Here is a 16,416-nt window from a genome sequence, read left to right as displayed (position 1 = left end):
GCGCAACCCAGCGGGAGCAAGCTCCTATCAAACAAAACGCAAGCACTTGATTTTCTATAACAAGTTCCGGGTCAAGGCTGCACGGTAGCGAGAAGATTCAATTTTCACGGAAAATGTGGTTGTCCAGAATCTATGACCAACTATCAGACCGCCTTCGCGAGCAAGCTCGCTCCCACAATTGGACCGGAGTACGACCGGAAGAGCCAGGTCGGCTATAAGGCCGCCTCGCGACGGACGTTGATCTCGGCGCCCCGTTAACCACGATGGCCGAACGCAGGCATTGCGTAGTGGGCAACCCGGCATGGATGCCGGGTTAGCCGCGCTGGGCCATGGATGGCCCTTCGCGGCGGCCCACGGAGCAATGCCGGAGTGAGGGCACACCGAGCCTAGGCGAGGTGCCGAGTGGTGGGGCAAAAGCGTTTTGCTTACTTTTGCGCTTCTCAAAAGTGAGCCGCCGTCAGGGCGGAACCCTAAGTGGCCGTTACCGCAGCGATGGATATGTACTCGGCCATAATCCTGGCCAACTGTCAGACTGACTTCGTGCGCAAGCTCCTATTCAAAAACTCAGGTATCTGATCTTCTAAATAGATTCCAAGGCGCAGGCCACACGGTGGCGAAAGGGTTCACTCTCCTATACGTGGTCACAGCGTGCTGTGCCAACAACGACTCCACGCCGATACCGTGCGGACCACTCTCCCTCTCGGGTGCGAACACGCCAGTGATAACTACGGCCTCTGTCCTGCGCGCACCTCCTATCTTAGGCCGAATAATTGTTTGCTGCGCGACAGCGCAGCGTCGAAGACGCGGCGGGGGCTCCCTCGCCACAAGAGCCGTTCACATGAGCGGTTTGCTCAGCAAGTTATTGCTTGCTGACCTTCACCCAACGCTCCTCCCGCGCCGCCACACGAATCGCCGCCGCCAGCCGCTCCACTTCCCAGGCCTCTTCGAAGTCGGTCCCGCTGCCGCCTTCGCCGGCAAGCGTCATCACCAGTTCGTGCACTTCCAGGGTCTTCAATTCGTTGTACCCCAACTGGTGACCGGCGGCCGGGCTGAACGCGGCATAACCGGGCAAATCCGGACCGGCCAGCAGGCGTTGGAAACCCGCCTGGCCGACGCGACACAGGCGCAGTTCGTTGAGCCGTTCCTGATCGAACGCCAGGGTGCCGAGGGTGCCGCTGATCTCGAAGCTCAGGTGGTTCTTGTAGCCGTGCTTGAGCCAACTGCTGCTCACCGTGCCCCGGGCGCCGTTGGTGAAGCGCAGCAGGGCGTGGACCTGGTCATCCACCGCAATGGCACGTTGTTCGGCATTGCCCGCGCTGGCGGGGCGTTGGTGGTGCACAGTCTGGCTGTCGGCGCACACCGCTTCGACATCGCCCAACAAGTGCCGGGCCATGGCCAGCAAGTGGCTGCCCAGATCCGCCAGTGCGCCGCCGGCGTGGGCCGCTTCGCAGCGCCATGACCACGGCGAGGCGGGGTCGGCCATGAAGTCTTCGCTGAATTCGCCCTGGAAACTGATGATCTGTCCCAGTTCGCCGCGCTGGATCATGTCCCGCGCCCGTTGAATAATCGGGTTGTGTTGATAGTTGTAGCCGACTCGCGTCACCACCCCGGCCGCCTTGGCCGCCTGGCGCATCTGCTCGGCCTGCTCCAGGGACACCGCCAGGGGTTTTTCACAATAGACCGGCTTACCCGCCGCCATGGCCGCCATGGCCATGGGGAAGTGCAGGTGGTTGGGTGTGGTGATGGCGATCAGGTTGACCTTCGGGTCGTCGATCAGTTGTTGCCAGTCGCTGTGGGCCGTCTCGAACCCCCAGCTGTGGGCGCATTGCCGGGCACGCTGCGGATCGGCGTCGGCCAGGGCCGCCAGTTTCAGGTTCAGGGGGAGGTCGAACACCGCCTTGGCATTGTGGAACGCCAAGGCATGGGCACGGCCCATGAAGCCGGTGCCAATCAGACCGATGCCGAGTTCACGCATGAGAAAGAGCCCTTTGAATTGTTATTTTCAGGAGGGCTATTTATGGAATAAATATTCGCTAATTGCAAATATTGGAATAAATATTCATTATGCGAGCACTGAAGATCCCCTGTGGGAGCGAGCTTGCTCGCGATAGCGCTGCATCAGTCGCACTGGTACTGGCTGACCCGCCGCTATCGCGAGCAAGCTCGCTCCCACAGGGTCTCTCACAGGGCTCACTGTCAGGACAGGAACCCACCATCCACATTCAACGCCACACCCGTGGTGTAGCTCGACGCATCGCTGGCCAGGTACAACACCGCGCCGGCCATTTCGCTCGGGTCGGCCACGCGCTTGAGCGGGATCTGCGCCAGGGCGGTCTTCAGGATGGCGTCGTTCTTGACCAGTGCCGAGGCGAACTTGGTGTCGGTCAGGCCTGGCAGCAGGGCGTTGCAGCGGATGCCGAATTGCGCGCATTCCTTGGCGAAGACTTTGGTCATGTTGATCACCGCAGCCTTGGTCACCGAGTAGATGCCCTGGAAGATCCCCGGCGAGATGCCGTTGATCGACGCCACGTTGATGATGCTGCCGCCGCCGTTCTCGCGCATCAGCTTGCCGGCTTCCACCGACATGAAGAAGTAGCCGCGGATGTTCACATCCACGGTTTTCTGGAACGCACCCAGGTCGGTGTCCAGGACATTGCAGAATTGCGGGTTGGTGGCGGCGTTGTTGACCAGGATGTCCAGGCGCCCGAACTGTTCGCGGATACCGGCGAATACCTGGCTGATCTGCTCCATTTCACCGATGTGGCAGGCGATGGCGGTGGCCTTGCCGCCAGCGGCGATGATGGCGTCGGCCACGTGCTGGCAACCGTCGAGCTTGCGGCTGGAAACGATCACATGGGCGCCTTGCTGGGCCAGCAGTTTGGCGATGGCCTCGCCGATGCCGCGGCTGGCGCCGGAAACGAAGGCGATTTTACCGTCGAGGTCGAACAACTGGGTCTTGGACATGCTGTTTCCTTGTTATAGGTGCGCTCAGAGCGTGGATTTGCTGATGACCTGCAGGCTCATCTGCTCCAGCAGTGTGTTCATCTGAACGAACTGCGCGAAGCGTTTGTCCTGGGTCTGGCCGTGGAAGAAGCGGTAGTAGATCTGCTGGACGATGCCGGCCAGGCGGAACAGCCCGTAGGTGTAATAGAAGTCGAAGTTGTCGATGCGGATCCCGGCGCGCTCGGCGTAGTAATCGACGAACTCGCGGCGGGTCAGCATGCCGGGGGCATGGCTTGGCTGGCGGCGCATCAGTTGGACGGGGGCCGGGTCTGCGGCTTCGATCCAGTAGGCGAGGCTGTTGCCCAGATCCATCAACGGATCACCGATCGTGGTCAGTTCCCAGTCCAGTACGCCGATGATCTGCATCGGGTTCTCTGGGTCGAGGATCACGTTGTCGAAGCGGTAGTCGTTGTGGACGATGCTCGAAGTGGGGTGGTCGGCCGGCATCTTGTCGTTGAGCCAGGCCTTGACCGCTTCCCACTTCGGCGCATCGGGCGTCAGGGCTTTTTCGTAGCGGTCGCTCCAGCCGCGGATCTGCCGGGCCACGTAGCCTTCGGGCTTGCCCAGGTCGGCCAGGCCGCAAGCGTTGTAGTCGACACGGTGCAGCTCGACGAGCCGGTCGATGAAGCTCTTGCACAGCGCTTCGGTGTGGGCGGCGTCGAAACCCAGTTCCGGCGGCAGGTCGGAGCGCAGGATGATGCCCTTGACCCGTTCCATCACATAGAACTCGGCGCCCATCACCGACTCGTCGGTGCAGTGCACGTAGGCTTTGGGGCAGTACGGGAAACCTTCGCGCAATTGATTGAGGATGCGGAACTCACGGCCCATGTCGTGGGCGGACTTGGCCTTGTGGCCGAACGGTGGACGGCGCAGGACGAATTCCTGCTCGGGGTATTCCAGCAGGTAGGTCAGGTTCGACGCGCCACCGGGAAACTGGCTGATCTGCGGCACGCCGGTCAGGCCGGGAATGTGGGCCTTGAGGTACGGGTCGATCAGGTTGGCATCGAGTTCTTCACCGTCGCGCACGCGGGTGGACTGATCAGTAAACGCCATGCTTATCCCTTCTGCTTATTTTGGAGGCCATCGATCATTGGCTAATCTAATGGCGCGCGGGAGGCGTCACAAGCACGCCAGGGTCTTATAGGTTAGCGTGTTGCAGGATAATCAGCGGGCTTGATGCATGGCGGCGTGCGCGTCGGGTAGGGGCGAGCTAAGGTTTTGGAGTCTGTCGCTTTCAAAGGAGCAACCGCGATGGGATGCCCGCAAGTCTGTGGCACCGCGACCTTGCAATGCAGCTTCGGCGCAGCCCCGGCGGTGCTCAATGTGCTGCCGGTCAATCGCCTGCTGACCGGCGGGATGCCGGCGGCGAATATCATGGATCACATCCCGCTGGTGAACATCACCACGTTTGGCATGTGCATGAGCCTGGCGAACCCGACCGTGGCCGCCGCCACCGCGGCGGCACTCGGCGTGCTGACCCCCATGCCCTGCATCCCGGCCACCGCGGCCCCATGGATCCCCGGCGGCGCCCCGACCCTGTTGCTGGGCAACATGCCGGCCATCGATGCCAACAGCACCTTGATGTGTACCTGGGCCGGGGTGATCAAGATCGTCGTGCCAGGGCAGGTGCAGATGCTCATCCCCTGATCGGCAATCTTGCAGGCATTGCACAGACCCTGTGGGAGCGAGCTTGCTCGCGATAGCGGTGGGTCAGTGGGTGGTGATGTTGGATGTGTTGGCGTCATCGCGAGCAAGCTCGCTCCCACACTGGTTCCGGGGTGAGCGCGAAATCCAGGTCCGCCATCAATCCCTGTGGGAGCGAGCCTGCTCGCGATAGCGGTGGGTCAGTGGGTGGTGATGTTGGATGTGTTGGCGTCATCGCGAGCAAGCTCGCTCCCACACTGGTTCCGGGGTGAGCGCGAAATCCAGGTCCACCATCAATCCCTTTGGGAGCGAGCCTGCTCGCGATAGCGGTGGGTCAGTGGGTGGTGATGTTGGATGTGCCGGCGTCATCGCGAGCAAGCTCGCTCCCACACTGGTGCCGGGGTGAGCGCGAAATCCAGGTCCGCCATCAATCCCTGTGGGAGCGAGCTTGCTCGCGATAGCGGTGGGTCAGTGGGGGGTGATGTTGGATGTGTTGGCGTCATCGCGAGCAAGCTCGCTCCCACAGGGGGAGAGGCAAGACAATCGTTATGCCTGCGCTGGATCATTCCAGCGCCTGAACCACCAGCGCACCCGGGAGATCGGTTTGCCTTCGGCGTCCAGTGGCCGGCCGTCTTCGGCGTAGGCCTGGGCTGGTTCCAGTAGTTGGCCGTTGAGGTAGCGGGCTTCGACCGCCGGGTTGCCGTTGGGGTGCAGGCGGCGATAGCGGCCGTCGCGCACGCCGTCGCGATAGACCTCGGCTTCGGCCAGTTGCCCGTCGGGGAAGTAGTTGTTCGCCTCACCGTGCAGCAACCCGCGGCGGTACGTGGCCTGGCGTTGCAACCCGCCTTCGGCCGCATAGAAGCTCGCCACACCTTGCAGTTTGCCTTTCACGAACGGCAATACCGCCGAGACCTTGCCATTGGGGTGATACAGGGTGCTGGTGCCTTGCAGTTCACCTTGGCTGTAGTTGAGCTTTGCTTGCGGGCGTTGGGCTTCTTCGATTTGCAGCGGGCCGTCGAGCTGGCCGTCGACCAGTTGCCCGCTCAGTTGGCTGTCACCACGCTCCAGGTCGAGTTTTTTCGAGGCCATCGGTGGCTCCTGTCAGTTGACCTTCACCAGGCCGCCCTTGATGGTCAGCATGCCGCCGCCATCCACGGTCTGTTCGGCCGCCGCCTTGTTCACCAGGCTGATGCCGGCGTCGTTGGTCAGGGTGGTGCCGGCCTTGTTTTCCAGCGAGGTACCGGCCTGGTTGCTCAGGGCCGTGCCGGCTTTCTGGCTGATGGACGTGCTGGCCTGGGCGGCCAGGTCGGCGCCGCTCTTGATCGCGAAGCTGCCGCCGCTTTGCAGGGTCAGGGTGCCGCTGACTTTGATGGTCAGGTTGCCGTCCACCGTCAGGCTGTAATTGCCGGTGACCTTATGATCGTAGTTGCCGCCGGTGCTGTGGCTCTGGTCCGAACCCACGGTGACGGTGCGGGTGTCCTTCACATCGAGGCTGTCGCTGCCAGTCTGGATGGTCACGCTGCGCTTGCCTTTCTCCAGGGTCACGGTCTCGTCGCCATCCTTTACCGTGCGGGTGCGGGCGTTCTGCACCGTGAGGGTCTCGTCGTGACCGACGGTGGCGGTGGTGTCGTTGAGCACGTTGATGTTGAAGTCTTTCTGGGCCTGGAGAAACACTTCTTCGGCGTCCTTCTTGTCTTCGAAACGCAACTCGTTGAAACCACCGCCGCCCTTGGACGAATTGGTCTTGATCCCGGACTGGGTCTGGTTCGCCGGCAGCGCGTAGGGCAGGGCATTGTCGCCGTTGTAGACGCAACCGGTGACCAAGGGCCGATCCGGGTCGCCGTCGATGAAGGTCACGATGACTTCCTGGCCGATGCGCGGCACGAACTGCATGCCAAAGCCCTTGCCGCTCCACGGCAAGACCACGCGGACCCAGCAGGATGAGGTCTCGTCGTTCTTGCCGGTGCGGTCCCAGGGGAACTGCAATTTGATCCGGCCGTATTCATCGGTCCAGATTTCTTCGCCGGCCTTGCCCACCACCACTGCCGTCTGGGTGTGCATGCGCGGTTTTGGCGTGACGCGGGCCGGTCGGTAAGCCGTGGCCTTGGGGATCGCTTCGAAGCGGTTGCGATAGCTGTCGTGGCTGGCTTCATGGCTGACCGACGTCACGACCCAATCGATATTCAGTGTCGTGTCGTCATGGCCGGCGAGGGTGAACCAATACCCTGGCACCAGCCAGCGGCAGTCGCTTTCACCGACGAAGCGTTTCTCCTGGCTGCGCAAGCCGTCCACCCGCTGTTTGGTCAGCGCATCGCCCTGGGCCTTGGCGGTATAGCCGCCCGGGTGTTCGTACACCGAGCTCGGCCCGGCCACAGCTTCGGCCTGGCTGTAGAGCGATGTCGTTGGCGTGGTGAATTCATAGTCGGTGGCCTGGTAAACCCCGGCCACCGCTTGCAGGCACACCTGCCCTGAACGGATGCCGTGCAGCTCTCGCTCGCCCATTTTTTGCCCGAGATAGTTTACCGTTGGCCCGTTGGGAATCGGTGCGAAGGCGTCGTTGCTGTCGGCCAGTACCAGCGTGTGCTTGCCGTCTTCATGGCTGAAGAACCAGAAAATTCCGTCTTCTTCCAGCAGGCGCGAGATGAAGGCCAGGTCGGTTTCGCCGTACTGCACGCAGTACTCGCGCGGGGTGTAGCTACCGGTGAGCTTGAGCTGGAAGTCGGTGAAACCATGGGCCTTGAAAATCGTGGTGACGATGTCCGAGGTGGCAAGGTTCTGGAACACGCGGTTGTTGCTGGCCAGGCTCAGCCACCAGAGCCACGGCCGGAGCAAAAGTTGATAGCGCTCGGCGGTGGCGTCGGCCGGCAGTTGGCGGATTTCGGCCACCAGCCAATCCAGCGGGCGCAGCAAGGCGTCCTTGTGCAGCGTCGTGGTGACATGGCTGGCGACGGCGCTGGTGAGTGTCAACGAGGCGCCGTCGTTGATTGCGTTGAGAATGTGCGAGCCCAGTGCATTGAGGCTTTCTTCTCCGGACAGCGATTCAGGATACAGCGCCGACACCGAGGTGGCGGTGAGGGAGAGGGTGGTGTTGCTGTCGGTGGAGCGGGGCATTGAATGGCCTGCTACTGATAGTTCAATTCATGGATAACTTTGTTGGCGTTTCCATTCTGGTAGTAGAAGTGCCACTTCGACGTGAATGGCCAGTAGGTGGCGACATACTCGCCCCACAGGACGGCTTCGGCCCAAGGCCCTCCATGGGTATACGGGACTGCCCTTTGGATGGCGGGAACATTGTATTTATCCGACGGCAGCAGCCAGGAAACGTTGGTGCCGTAGCGGAAAAGGTCATCCTGGGAGAAGACCGGATTCTGATTGCCCGTGGTGAACAGGTTGTAGTGTCGAACCCTGATGAACCCGCCGAAGTTCTGGATTCCTACACAGCAGCCCGTCAGGTTGGCGGTGAGGAACAGCAGAGGGTCGTTGCCCGTCGGGGTCGTGGGCAGGTCTACATAGAGTCCCGAATCCATATCCCACGGCAGGTAGTAGGCACGATGGGCGTTGCCGTCGACCAGCGCCAGCAAGTCTCGATCGACATCAAGGCTCAGGTCAAAGTTGACGATGCCCGCGTGGGTATTGGCAAAGGTGGGGCGAAGATGGCGTTTTTCCAGTTCAAGTCTTGCCTTCAGCATGGCAACGTCCTTCCATTGGTCATGAATAAATACAAGGTGAAAAACGGCACTTCACCACCTGAAGCCCAGGGCAAGTCATTCCAACACCCACTCCGCCAATTTCCCCGTCACCTGCGTCATCAACACATTCTCGACATCCCTCGCGCCCGCCGCGCTGCACTTGGCCAACACGGCCTTGACTATTCCCGCATCGAACTCGAACTGCTTGCCGGTCGCGGCCTTGTAGCGTCCGCGCAATTTTTCCAGCTTCGCCAGCACGATCCCTTCCAGCGTCGCTTCATCCAGCGGCCGGTACGCCACCACCGTCATGCGCGCCAAAAACGCTGGGCGGAACGCTTGCAGCAGCACTTTGTGCAAGGCTTCGTTGAAGGCATCGCTGCCCAGTTGTGCCACTGGCGTGTCCAAAAGCAGTTCGGCGCCGACGTTGCTGGTGGCGAGCATCACGGTGTTCTTGAAGTCCACCACCAGGCCGGTGCCGTCTTCCATCAGGCCTTTGTCGAAGACGTTGTAGAAGGCTTCGAGCACATCCGGGTGGGCCTTTTCGATTTCATCCAGCAGCACCACCGAATAGGGTTTGCGCCGTACCGCTTCGGTGAGCACACCGCCGCTGCCGTAGCCAACGTAGCCGGGCGGGGCGCCTTTGAGTTGGCTGACGGTGTGGGCTTCCTGGTACTCCGAAAGGTTGATGCTGATCAGGTTGCGTTCACCGCCGTACAAGGCGTCGGCCAGGGCATAGGCGGTTTCGGTCTTGCCCACGCCGGTGGGGCCCACCAGCAGGAACACGCCGACCGGTTTCTGTGGGTCGGTGAGGCCGGCGCGGTAGGCTTGCAGGCGTTGGGCGATAGTGTTCAACGCGGTGCTCTGGCCCATGACCCGCTGGCCCATGCGCTGGCCGAGGGTGCGCACGGCGTGGGCTTCGTCGGCGAGCATCTTGCCCACCGGGATGCCGGTCCAGCCAGCAATCACGGCGGCGACGGTCTTGCTATCCACCTGTTCGGGCACCAGCGGATCGTCCTGGCGAATGGCATCCAGGCCCGCCTCCAGGCGCAGCAGTTCGGCGGCCAGGTGGTCGATGCGGTTATCGATCTCGGTGTCGGCTTTTTCACTGTCGGCGCGTTCGCTCAGGGCAAGCAGTTCGCGCCGGGTGTCGAGCAGTTCGCGCACGGCTTCGCGCTCTTCGCCCCAGCGGGTTTCCAGTTCGCGGATGGCTTGCACGTTGCTGGTCGATTCGCCTTCGAGCAGGGTGATGCGTTCACGGTGATCGAGCCCGGTCGCTTGTTCCCGGCGCAGGCGTTCGACCTCGTCCTTGAGGCTGTTCTGCCGATGGCGCAGGCTTTCCAGCGGTGGCGGCACGTCGTGCTGGCCGAGGGCGACCCGGGCGCAGGCGGTGTCGAGCACGCTGATGGCTTTGTCCGGCAACTGTCGTCCGGAGATGTAGCGGTGGGACAGCTTCACCGCCTCGTGGATGGCCGCGTCCAGCACCTGCACGCCGTGGTGCTGTTCCAGTTTGCTCGCCACGCCGCGGAGCATTTCCACGGCGGTAAGTTCGTCCGGTTCTTCGACCTGCACCAGTTGGAAGCGGCGGGCCAGGGCCGGGTCTTTCTCGAAATATTTTTTGTATTCCAGCCAGGTGGTGGCGGCCAGGGTGCGCAGTTCGCCCCGGGCCAAGGCGGGCTTGAGCAGGTTGGCCGCGTCGCTGCCGCCTTCCGCACCGCCGGCGCCGATCAGCGTATGGGCTTCGTCGATGAACAGGATGATCGGCTTTTCGGCACTGCGTACCGCGTCGATCACGCCTTTGAGGCGCTGTTCGAATTCACCTTTGACACCGGCACCGGCCTGCAACAGGCCCAGGTCGAGGACACGCAGGGTGACTTCCTGCAGCGACGGCGGCACATCCCCGGCGGCGATACGCAGGGCCAGGCCTTCCACCACCGCAGTCTTGCCGACGCCTGGTGCGCCCACCAGGATCGGGTTGTTCTGCCGGCGCCGGAGCAGGATGTCGATGCACTGGCGGATCTCGCCGTCGCGGCCGACGATGGGGTCGATGCGCCCGGCCCGGGCGTCGGCGGTCAGGTCCTGGGTGTACTGGTCCAGCACCGGGTCCTGTTTCTGGGGAGGCTCGCCGGGTTTGGCCGGGCGCACGCCAGCGACATGCTCACGGGAGCTTTCGGTCCATTCCAATAGGTGGGTGCGCAGGGCGTCGCGGGGAATGCGCAGCAACGACGAGGCGCTGTTGAGCAGCAGGCTGCGGCGCTCATCACGGTCCAGCAGTGCCAGCAGCAACAGCCCGGAGCGGATGCTGTCCAGGCCCAGCACGCTGGCCTGGACCACGGCGTCTTCCAACAGGCCGATGGTTTGCGCCGACAGGGCGGGCGTGCGGGTGCTGCCGGATTTGAACAGGTCCAGGGCCTTGTTGGTTTGCGCCGCCACCGCGTCACGCTCCAGACCGAATCGTGGCAGCAGGCAGGCAAAGTCGCCGCCTTCGATGTCGAGCAACTCTAACAGCAGGTGTTCGATTTCCACGTAATGATGGCTGCGCTGCATGCAACGTTGCGCGGCCCGCTCCAGGGCGCGGCGGTTGTCCGGGTTGAGGCGTCCGATCAGGCTGGCCAGTTCCATTTCAGGCTATCTCCGGCTGACGAAGGCGGGTTTCGATCCGTTGCACGGCGAGGGTTGGCTGGCGTTGCAGGCCACCGTTCCAGTTCAGCCGTGGCGCTGCCTGGCGGTCCAGTTGCAGCGGGCCGGCGCCGCGGATCAGCAACACCAGGGTGCAATCCAGGTCGGGGCCGAAGTACAGGGCGTAGAGACTGGCGAGTAGCGGATGGGCTTCGCCGTTGGGCAGCAGTCCGCTGGCCTGGCCCGTGGTCAGCGGGCCGAGGGTCAGGCGCACGCCGGCATGTTCGTCCCAGACGTGGGTGCCGGCCACCGCGTTGCGGCCCAGGCACAGGTTGCGCCCGCCCGGTTGCAAGCGGCTGCGGCTGGCCGGCGGGATTTCACGCCAGCCACCTTCGTAGGCCGACAGCTCCACGGGCAGCCCGAACTGTTCACGGACAATCGCCGCGAACCCGTCCAGGGAACGCCGGCCATCGGCGTACAGCGCGGTGCAGGCCAGTACCGCCGAGTCGGGGGCGGCCTGGCGCTCCTGCAAGGCCTTGGGCAGCAGGCCGGTCAACGCCCGCAGTTGGGCGTGTACGGCGGACGATCCCGGGGCAGTGAAACCCAAGGCGATGCGATGTTTGCGCATCACCTTGTAAAGCAGGCTGAGCAGGCGATGCTGGAACAGGTCGAGGAATTCCGCCGGGGCATGATCCTTCGCCCGTGCCCGTTGTTGCAGCCATTCCTGGTAGGCGTAGGGCAACGGGCCGTCGGGGCCGCCGAGGCCGAAGATCGGCGTGGTCAGGGTGGGCGGCAGGCCGGGTTCCTGGCCCAGGCTCTCGACTTCACTGGCGGCGAACAGCGGCGTCAAGGGCCCGCGCAGACGCAAGGCTTCGGCGTGCGGCGCGGTGCCGCTGCCCAGGGGCTCGGCCTGGGGATGTTCACGTTCGAGCAACAGCAAGGCCTGGAGCCATTCGAAGCGTTGCGGGTCGCGCCGCAGGCGCTGGCTCAGGTTCAGAGCACCAGGGGTTTGCCGGCTTGGGGTAGCCATGTCTTCACCTCCTTGTCGGACTGGACCAGCACGGTGCGCACGAAACGATTGGCGGTGGCATAAAGGGAAAAGAATTGCGCCAGCACCCCGGAGAACAGCACGGCGCTGCTACCGACGAAGTGTTGCGGATCCAGTTGCAGGCGCACCTCCAGGCCGTTGCGCCAGCCGCGCCAGGCGTCTTCGCCGACATGGGCGATGACCCGGTCGCAACTCAGCCCCGATACCCCTTCGATCTGGCGATGGGCGCTGGCCTCGTCCCGCAGGTTGTGCAATTGGAGAATCTCGCGCAGTGCGTCCAATGCCTGGGGACCTTCGACCAGCGACAAATGGTTGAGGGTCAATTGCGACACCAGCCGCCAGCGCGATTCGCCATCCAGGCGCGGCAGGCTTTGCGGGCTGGGTGGGTTGCGCAGGCGCGCCCAGGCCACCGGCCCCGGGCGCTCGAAACCCAGCGGGGTGCCGGCCGGCAGGCTCTGGGCCAGGTGGCGGTTGGTGCACAGCAGTTCGGCGGTGAGGCTGTAGTCGCGGGTTTCGGCCAGCGGGTCGAACTGGGTGTCCACCAGGCTGACCATCAAGTCGGTGCCCAATCGGTTCGGGCTCATGCCACTGACCCGTCGTGCATGCCAATAACAGGTTTGGTCGCTGCCATGCTGGCTGCCGTAATAGGCCGGCACTTTGCGCACGCCCTGGCTGGACATGGCGCGCATGCCACGGATGCTGTGGATCTCGACGCTGTTTTCCCGATGACTGTCGGCCACCAACCGGTACTCGCTGCGGGTGCCATCCGGGCGCAGCGGCTCGGAAGTCCTGGGAAACAGGTTGATCACCGGCGTGCAGCCCAGGGCGATGTCGCTGGCCTGGAGCGGCAGGCGGCTGGTGGGAGGGCGGTCGAAAACGATGTACAGGTACAACGACGGGCCGTCGCTGGTGGCACCGGCCAGTGGCAGGTCGAAGAAGCCGAATTTATCCGGGAAGGCAAAGTACTCGGCCAGCAGACGCATGCCGGGGTGCACGCCGTCTTCATCCGGCAGCAAGACCTGGTCACTGGCGAAGCCGACGATCTGTGGCAAGCCTGTCAGCGACTCCGGCGCGCTGCCCGGCGCGCCGGCCAGGACCTCGATGGCGTGCGCGCCCAGCAAATCGTACAGCCCGGCGTTGATGATCGGTGACGCTGCCAGGTGTACCCGCAGCGAGTCGATTCCCAGCGTCGACCACTGGCTTTCGCCCAGGCATCGCAGCTCCAGGCGCAAGGCCGAGCGGGCCCGGACCACTCCGGTCAACGCCTGGGTTTCGTCGCTGCCCAGCAGCAATGCCTCGCTGATTTCCACCGGCCACAAATGCACGGCGGCGGTGGTCCGAAAATGAATGCTCTGGCCTTTGTCCGTGGTGACGAACAACGGTGTATCGCGGGGCAGCGGGTAGCCCTCGTTCAAGTTGCCTTTGCTGGGGTCGGGTTCGAACTGCACGATGGCGCACGACGGCAAGGGCCGCATGGCCAACGGGTAAAGCTGTTCGAGCAGGGCGTCGCTGAATTCGGCGTAGTCGTCGTCCAGTCGGCGTTGCAAGCGTGCAGCCAACAGTGCGAAACCTTCCAGCAGGCGCTCGACATGCGGATCGGGGCATTCGCCGGGGGACAACTCCAGGCGCCGGGCGACCTTGGGGTAACGCTCGGCGAACAGGCTCCCGGCATGCCGCAACCAGGTCAGTTCGCGTTGGTAATAGTCCAACAGTTGCGGGTCAATCGAGTCGCTCATGTCGTACCTCAAGGCCGTCGCCGGCGTGCTCGATGACAAAGGCCACGGGCCAGGCATGCAGGTCGCCGCGCAGCTCGCCCAGCAGCCGTATGCACAGTTGCTGCGGATGGCCCGGCACCGGGCAGACCTCGACCTCGCCCAGGCGCAGGCGAGGTTCGAAGCAGGTGATGGCCTGGCGGATTTCCCGGGTCAGTTGGCGGCGGTCATCGCTGCGCTGCTGTTGCAGCGCGGTCCAGTCGGCGATGCCGTAGTCCAGGATGCTCGGCGGTTCGGTCAGCGCCCGTGGGCCGCGTCGGGTATTGAACAGGCGCGACAGTTCGGCATGCACCGAGTCTTGCAACGCCTGCCGGTCGAACGCCCGCCCGGTATCGTTCGCCGGGCTGGCCAGGCGTTCGAACAGGGGCGGGCGCAGCCCGAAGCCAGCCATGGGTGCGGTTTCCTTACTTGGTCATTTTGTTGGCGGCCAGGTCCCAGGTCGTGCCCGCCGTGCCTTCCTTGGTGCCGTCGTCTTTCTGCGCGGTGAGCTCCCATTTGATCTTGGTGAAGTTCAGCGACAGGGTTTCTACCGGTTTGCCGCCGGTGCCGCCGCTGACACTGACGTTGGACAGCACGACGTTGGTCAGGGTGTAGATGATGAACGGCATGAGTTTGCCGCTGCCCTCGGCGGCGTTGCGGCCGATGGTGATGACGGCTTGCGGGATCGGTTTGCCGGCGCAGCAATATTCGTTGAGCGAGGGGGTGGAGCTGTCGATGAATTTAGTCAGGGTGAATTCGCCGATGTGGGGCCGGCCAGAGGTTCGCTCCGAGTTGCTGACGTCGTTGGTGACCTGCATCGCCACGTTGTGGCTGTAGGACATGACCTCGATCTTGTCCGTGAAACCCTCCAGCAGGCTGTCGCCCTTGATGTCGCCGCCGAGGTCGAGAATGATTGCATCCATTGTGTGGAACTCCTGAAGAAGACGAATGAGGTAGTGCCCGATACCGATGAATTAACCTGTGGCGATGAAACTTGCTCCCGGCGGACTGCGCTGTAGGAGCTGTGTAGGAGCTGTCGAGTGCAACGAGGCTGCGATCTTTCCCCTACCCATTGAGTCGAGAGCGAAAGATCAAGATCAAAAGATCGCAGCCTTCGGCAGCTCCTACACGCAGCCCAGTGAGAGCTTGCTCCCTTGCCAAGGGTGGTCAGGCAGCTACCGGCGGCGGCAGGGTCGCCACCAGGCGGATCGAGGCGGTCAGCTCCTCCAGTTGGAAGTGCGGCCGCAGGAACACCGTGGCCTTGTAGGCGCCTGGCTTGCCGGCCACTTCCGTCACGTCCACTCGCGCTTCGCGCAACGGGTACTGCGCCTTGATTTCTTGCGGCGCGTTGTCGTTGATCAGCACGTAGTCGGCGATCCAGTTGTTGAGGTAGGTCTGCACGTTGTCCCGGGTCATGAAACTGCCGACCTTGTCACGCATGATCACCTTCAGGTAATGGGCGAAGCGCGAGGCCGCGAGCACGTACGGCAACATCGCCGAGATCCGCGCGTTGGCGTTGGCCTCGTTGGTGTTGTAGAGCTTGGCCTTGTTGGTGGTCTGGCCGCCGAAGAACACCGCCACGTCGCTGTTTTTCTTGTGGCACAGGGAGATGAAGCCCAGGTCGTTGAGTTCTTTTTCACGACGGTCGGTGATCGCCACTTCGGTCGGGCATTTGAGCGACAGATCCCCGGAACTGGTGCGGAACGTATGGGCCGGCAGGCCTTCGACCGCGCCACCGCCCTCGGCTCCGCGAATGGCTGCGCACCAGCCATATTTGGCGAAGGCTTCGGTGATGCGTTGCGCCAGGGTCCAGGCGGCGTTGCCCCACAGGTATTTGCTGTGGTCGGTGCCGTTGACGTCTTCGACGTAGTTGATGCCTTCCACCGGCAGCGTGTCCGGGCCGTATGGCAGGCGCAGCAGGAAGTGCGGCAGCACCAGGGATACGTAGCGCGAGTCTTCGCTTTCACGGAAGGCGCGCCACTTGATCAGCTCCTGGCTCTCGAAAATCTTCGACAGGTCCCTGGGGATCGCCAGTTCGGTGAAGCTGGTCATGTCGAACAACCGCGGGCTGGCGGCGGCAATGAACGGGGCGTGCGCGGCGGCGGCGACGTTCGAGAGTTTTTCCAGCAGGCCGATGTCCTGCGGATGCCGGCCAAAGGTGTAGTCACCCACCAGCAGGCTGAACGGGTGCCCGCCGAAGGTGCCGTATTCTTCCTCGTAGATTTTCTTGAACAGCGCGCTCTGGTCGAATTCGACGGCTTTTTCCAGATCGTTCTGCAGTTCTTTCTGGGTGACGTTGAGCAGGCGCAATTTGAGCCGGGTGCTGGTCTCGGTGTTCTGCACCAGCAGGTGCAGGCCGCGCCAGGAGGCTTCGAGTTTCTGCAGGTCCGGGTGGTGCAGCACTTCGTTGAGCTGGGCGCTGATCAACTGGTCGATCTGGCTGATGCGGTCGTTGATCATCGCCACGGTGTCCTTGTCGATGGCCATGCCTTCGTCGAGGACCTGGGTGGCGAATTCGGCCAGCATGTCGCGGGCGTAGTCTTGCTGGCTGTCGTCGTGGGCCATGCGGCCTTCGGCGATGATCTTGTCCAGCAGGGACAGGGTCTGGGTCGTGCTCTCGCTGGTTTGAGCGCTGGATGAAGCAGGCATGGTGTTATCTCCCTTA

Annotated in this window: 13 protein-coding genes; 1 reads left to right on the top strand and 12 read right to left on the bottom strand. The window is 63.2% G+C overall.

Going from position 1 to position 16,416, the window contains the following annotated elements; translation table 11 throughout:
- Positions 1–859: 859 nt before the first annotated feature.
- From QMK47_RS17085 to QMK47_RS17075, 3 genes are all read right to left on the bottom strand, one after another.
- The gene (locus QMK47_RS17085; protein ID WP_320388819.1) at positions 860–1,975 is read right to left on the bottom strand and encodes a Gfo/Idh/MocA family oxidoreductase; all 1,116 of its coding nucleotides are present in this window, start codon (positions 1,973–1,975) and stop codon (positions 860–862) included.
- A gap of 221 nt (positions 1,976–2,196) precedes the next feature.
- Positions 2,197–2,964, bottom strand: coding sequence for an SDR family oxidoreductase (locus QMK47_RS17080; protein ID WP_003180553.1), 768 nt, complete (start codon positions 2,962–2,964; stop codon positions 2,197–2,199).
- Positions 2,965–2,988: 24 nt separating this feature from the next.
- Complete coding sequence (locus tag QMK47_RS17075) at positions 2,989–4,056, bottom strand: phosphotransferase family protein (protein ID WP_320388817.1); 1,068 nt, start codon at positions 4,054–4,056, stop codon at positions 2,989–2,991.
- A gap of 198 nt (positions 4,057–4,254) precedes the next feature.
- Here QMK47_RS17075 and QMK47_RS17070 point away from each other — a divergent pair, with 198 nt between their 5' ends.
- The gene (locus tag QMK47_RS17070; RefSeq protein WP_003202818.1) at positions 4,255–4,650 is read left to right on the top strand and encodes a DUF4280 domain-containing protein; all 396 of its coding nucleotides are present in this window, start codon (positions 4,255–4,257) and stop codon (positions 4,648–4,650) included.
- A 543-nt stretch (positions 4,651–5,193) separates the two neighbouring features.
- Here the strand turns inward: QMK47_RS17070 and QMK47_RS17065 are convergent.
- The 9 genes from QMK47_RS17065 to tssC form a co-directional block, all read right to left on the bottom strand.
- Entirely contained in the window at positions 5,194–5,736 is a 543-nt protein-coding gene (locus QMK47_RS17065; protein WP_024617951.1) for a toxin-antitoxin system YwqK family antitoxin, read from the bottom strand.
- A 12-nt stretch (positions 5,737–5,748) separates the two neighbouring features.
- Positions 5,749–7,758 carry a type VI secretion system tip protein VgrG gene (gene tssI, locus QMK47_RS17060; RefSeq protein ID WP_320388816.1) on the bottom strand — a complete coding sequence of 670 codons (2,010 nt, stop codon included), beginning with the start codon at positions 7,756–7,758 and terminating at the stop codon, positions 5,749–5,751.
- Between the two features lie 11 nt (positions 7,759–7,769).
- Positions 7,770–8,336: a hypothetical protein gene (locus tag QMK47_RS17055; RefSeq protein ID WP_253475697.1), complete on the bottom strand. Its 567-nt coding sequence runs from the start codon at positions 8,334–8,336 to the stop codon at positions 7,770–7,772.
- A gap of 75 nt (positions 8,337–8,411) precedes the next feature.
- Positions 8,412–10,955 (bottom strand): type VI secretion system ATPase TssH, encoded by a 2,544-nt coding sequence (tssH, locus tag QMK47_RS17050; RefSeq protein WP_258688465.1) that lies wholly within the window; start codon positions 10,953–10,955, stop codon positions 8,412–8,414.
- Position 10,956: 1 nt separating this feature from the next.
- Positions 10,957–11,982: a type VI secretion system baseplate subunit TssG gene (tssG, locus tag QMK47_RS17045; RefSeq protein WP_253475690.1), complete on the bottom strand. Its 1,026-nt coding sequence runs from the start codon at positions 11,980–11,982 to the stop codon at positions 10,957–10,959.
- Positions 11,946–13,736, bottom strand: coding sequence for a type VI secretion system baseplate subunit TssF (gene tssF, locus QMK47_RS17040; RefSeq protein WP_253475686.1), 1,791 nt, complete (start codon positions 13,734–13,736; stop codon positions 11,946–11,948). The genes tssG and tssF overlap by 37 nt, the downstream gene beginning before the upstream one ends.
- The gene (gene tssE, locus QMK47_RS17035) at positions 13,720–14,163 is read right to left on the bottom strand and encodes a type VI secretion system baseplate subunit TssE (protein ID WP_214512690.1); all 444 of its coding nucleotides are present in this window, start codon (positions 14,161–14,163) and stop codon (positions 13,720–13,722) included. The genes tssF and tssE overlap by 17 nt, the downstream gene beginning before the upstream one ends.
- Before the next feature lie 13 nt (positions 14,164–14,176).
- A complete protein-coding gene (locus tag QMK47_RS17030; protein ID WP_109756006.1) occupies positions 14,177–14,674 on the bottom strand; it encodes an Hcp family type VI secretion system effector in 498 nt (165 codons plus the stop codon).
- A 244-nt stretch (positions 14,675–14,918) separates the two neighbouring features.
- Positions 14,919–16,400, bottom strand: a complete 1,482-nt coding sequence (gene tssC / locus QMK47_RS17025) for a type VI secretion system contractile sheath large subunit (RefSeq protein ID WP_014337906.1) — start codon at positions 16,398–16,400, stop codon at positions 14,919–14,921.
- Between the last annotated feature and the right edge of the window lie 16 nt (positions 16,401–16,416).

The sequence above is a fragment of the Pseudomonas sp. P9_35 genome (assembly GCF_034008205.1).
In the GTDB taxonomy this organism is placed as follows: Bacteria; Pseudomonadota; Gammaproteobacteria; order Pseudomonadales; family Pseudomonadaceae; genus Aquipseudomonas; species Aquipseudomonas kilonensis.
This window is presented reverse-complemented; position numbering and strand designations above follow the sequence as displayed.

What these genes read in the sequence shown, in the direction of transcription:
- QMK47_RS17085 (WP_320388819.1), bottom strand. Translation starts at nt 1,975, where the DNA reads ATGCGTGAACTCGGCATCGGTCTGATTGGCACCGGCTTCATGGGCCGT.
- QMK47_RS17080 (WP_003180553.1), bottom strand. Translation starts at nt 2,964, where the DNA reads ATGTCCAAGACCCAGTTGTTCGACCTCGACGGTAAAATCGCCTTCGTT.
- QMK47_RS17075 (WP_320388817.1), bottom strand. Translation starts at nt 4,056, where the DNA reads ATGGCGTTTACTGATCAGTCCACCCGCGTGCGCGACGGTGAAGAACTC.
- QMK47_RS17070 (WP_003202818.1), top strand. Translation starts at nt 4,255, where the DNA reads ATGGGATGCCCGCAAGTCTGTGGCACCGCGACCTTGCAATGCAGCTTC.
- QMK47_RS17065 (WP_024617951.1), bottom strand. Translation starts at nt 5,736, where the DNA reads ATGGCCTCGAAAAAACTCGACCTGGAGCGTGGTGACAGCCAACTGAGC.
- tssI (WP_320388816.1), bottom strand. Translation starts at nt 7,758, where the DNA reads ATGCCCCGCTCCACCGACAGCAACACCACCCTCTCCCTCACCGCCACC.
- QMK47_RS17055 (WP_253475697.1), bottom strand. Translation starts at nt 8,336, where the DNA reads ATGCTGAAGGCAAGACTTGAACTGGAAAAACGCCATCTTCGCCCCACC.
- tssH (WP_258688465.1), bottom strand. Translation starts at nt 10,955, where the DNA reads ATGGAACTGGCCAGCCTGATCGGACGCCTCAACCCGGACAACCGCCGC.
- tssG (WP_253475690.1), bottom strand. Translation starts at nt 11,982, where the DNA reads ATGGCTACCCCAAGCCGGCAAACCCCTGGTGCTCTGAACCTGAGCCAG.
- tssF (WP_253475686.1), bottom strand. Translation starts at nt 13,736, where the DNA reads ATGAGCGACTCGATTGACCCGCAACTGTTGGACTATTACCAACGCGAA.
- tssE (WP_214512690.1), bottom strand. Translation starts at nt 14,163, where the DNA reads ATGGCTGGCTTCGGGCTGCGCCCGCCCCTGTTCGAACGCCTGGCCAGC.
- QMK47_RS17030 (WP_109756006.1), bottom strand. Translation starts at nt 14,674, where the DNA reads ATGGATGCAATCATTCTCGACCTCGGCGGCGACATCAAGGGCGACAGC.
- tssC (WP_014337906.1), bottom strand. Translation starts at nt 16,400, where the DNA reads ATGCCTGCTTCATCCAGCGCTCAAACCAGCGAGAGCACGACCCAGACC.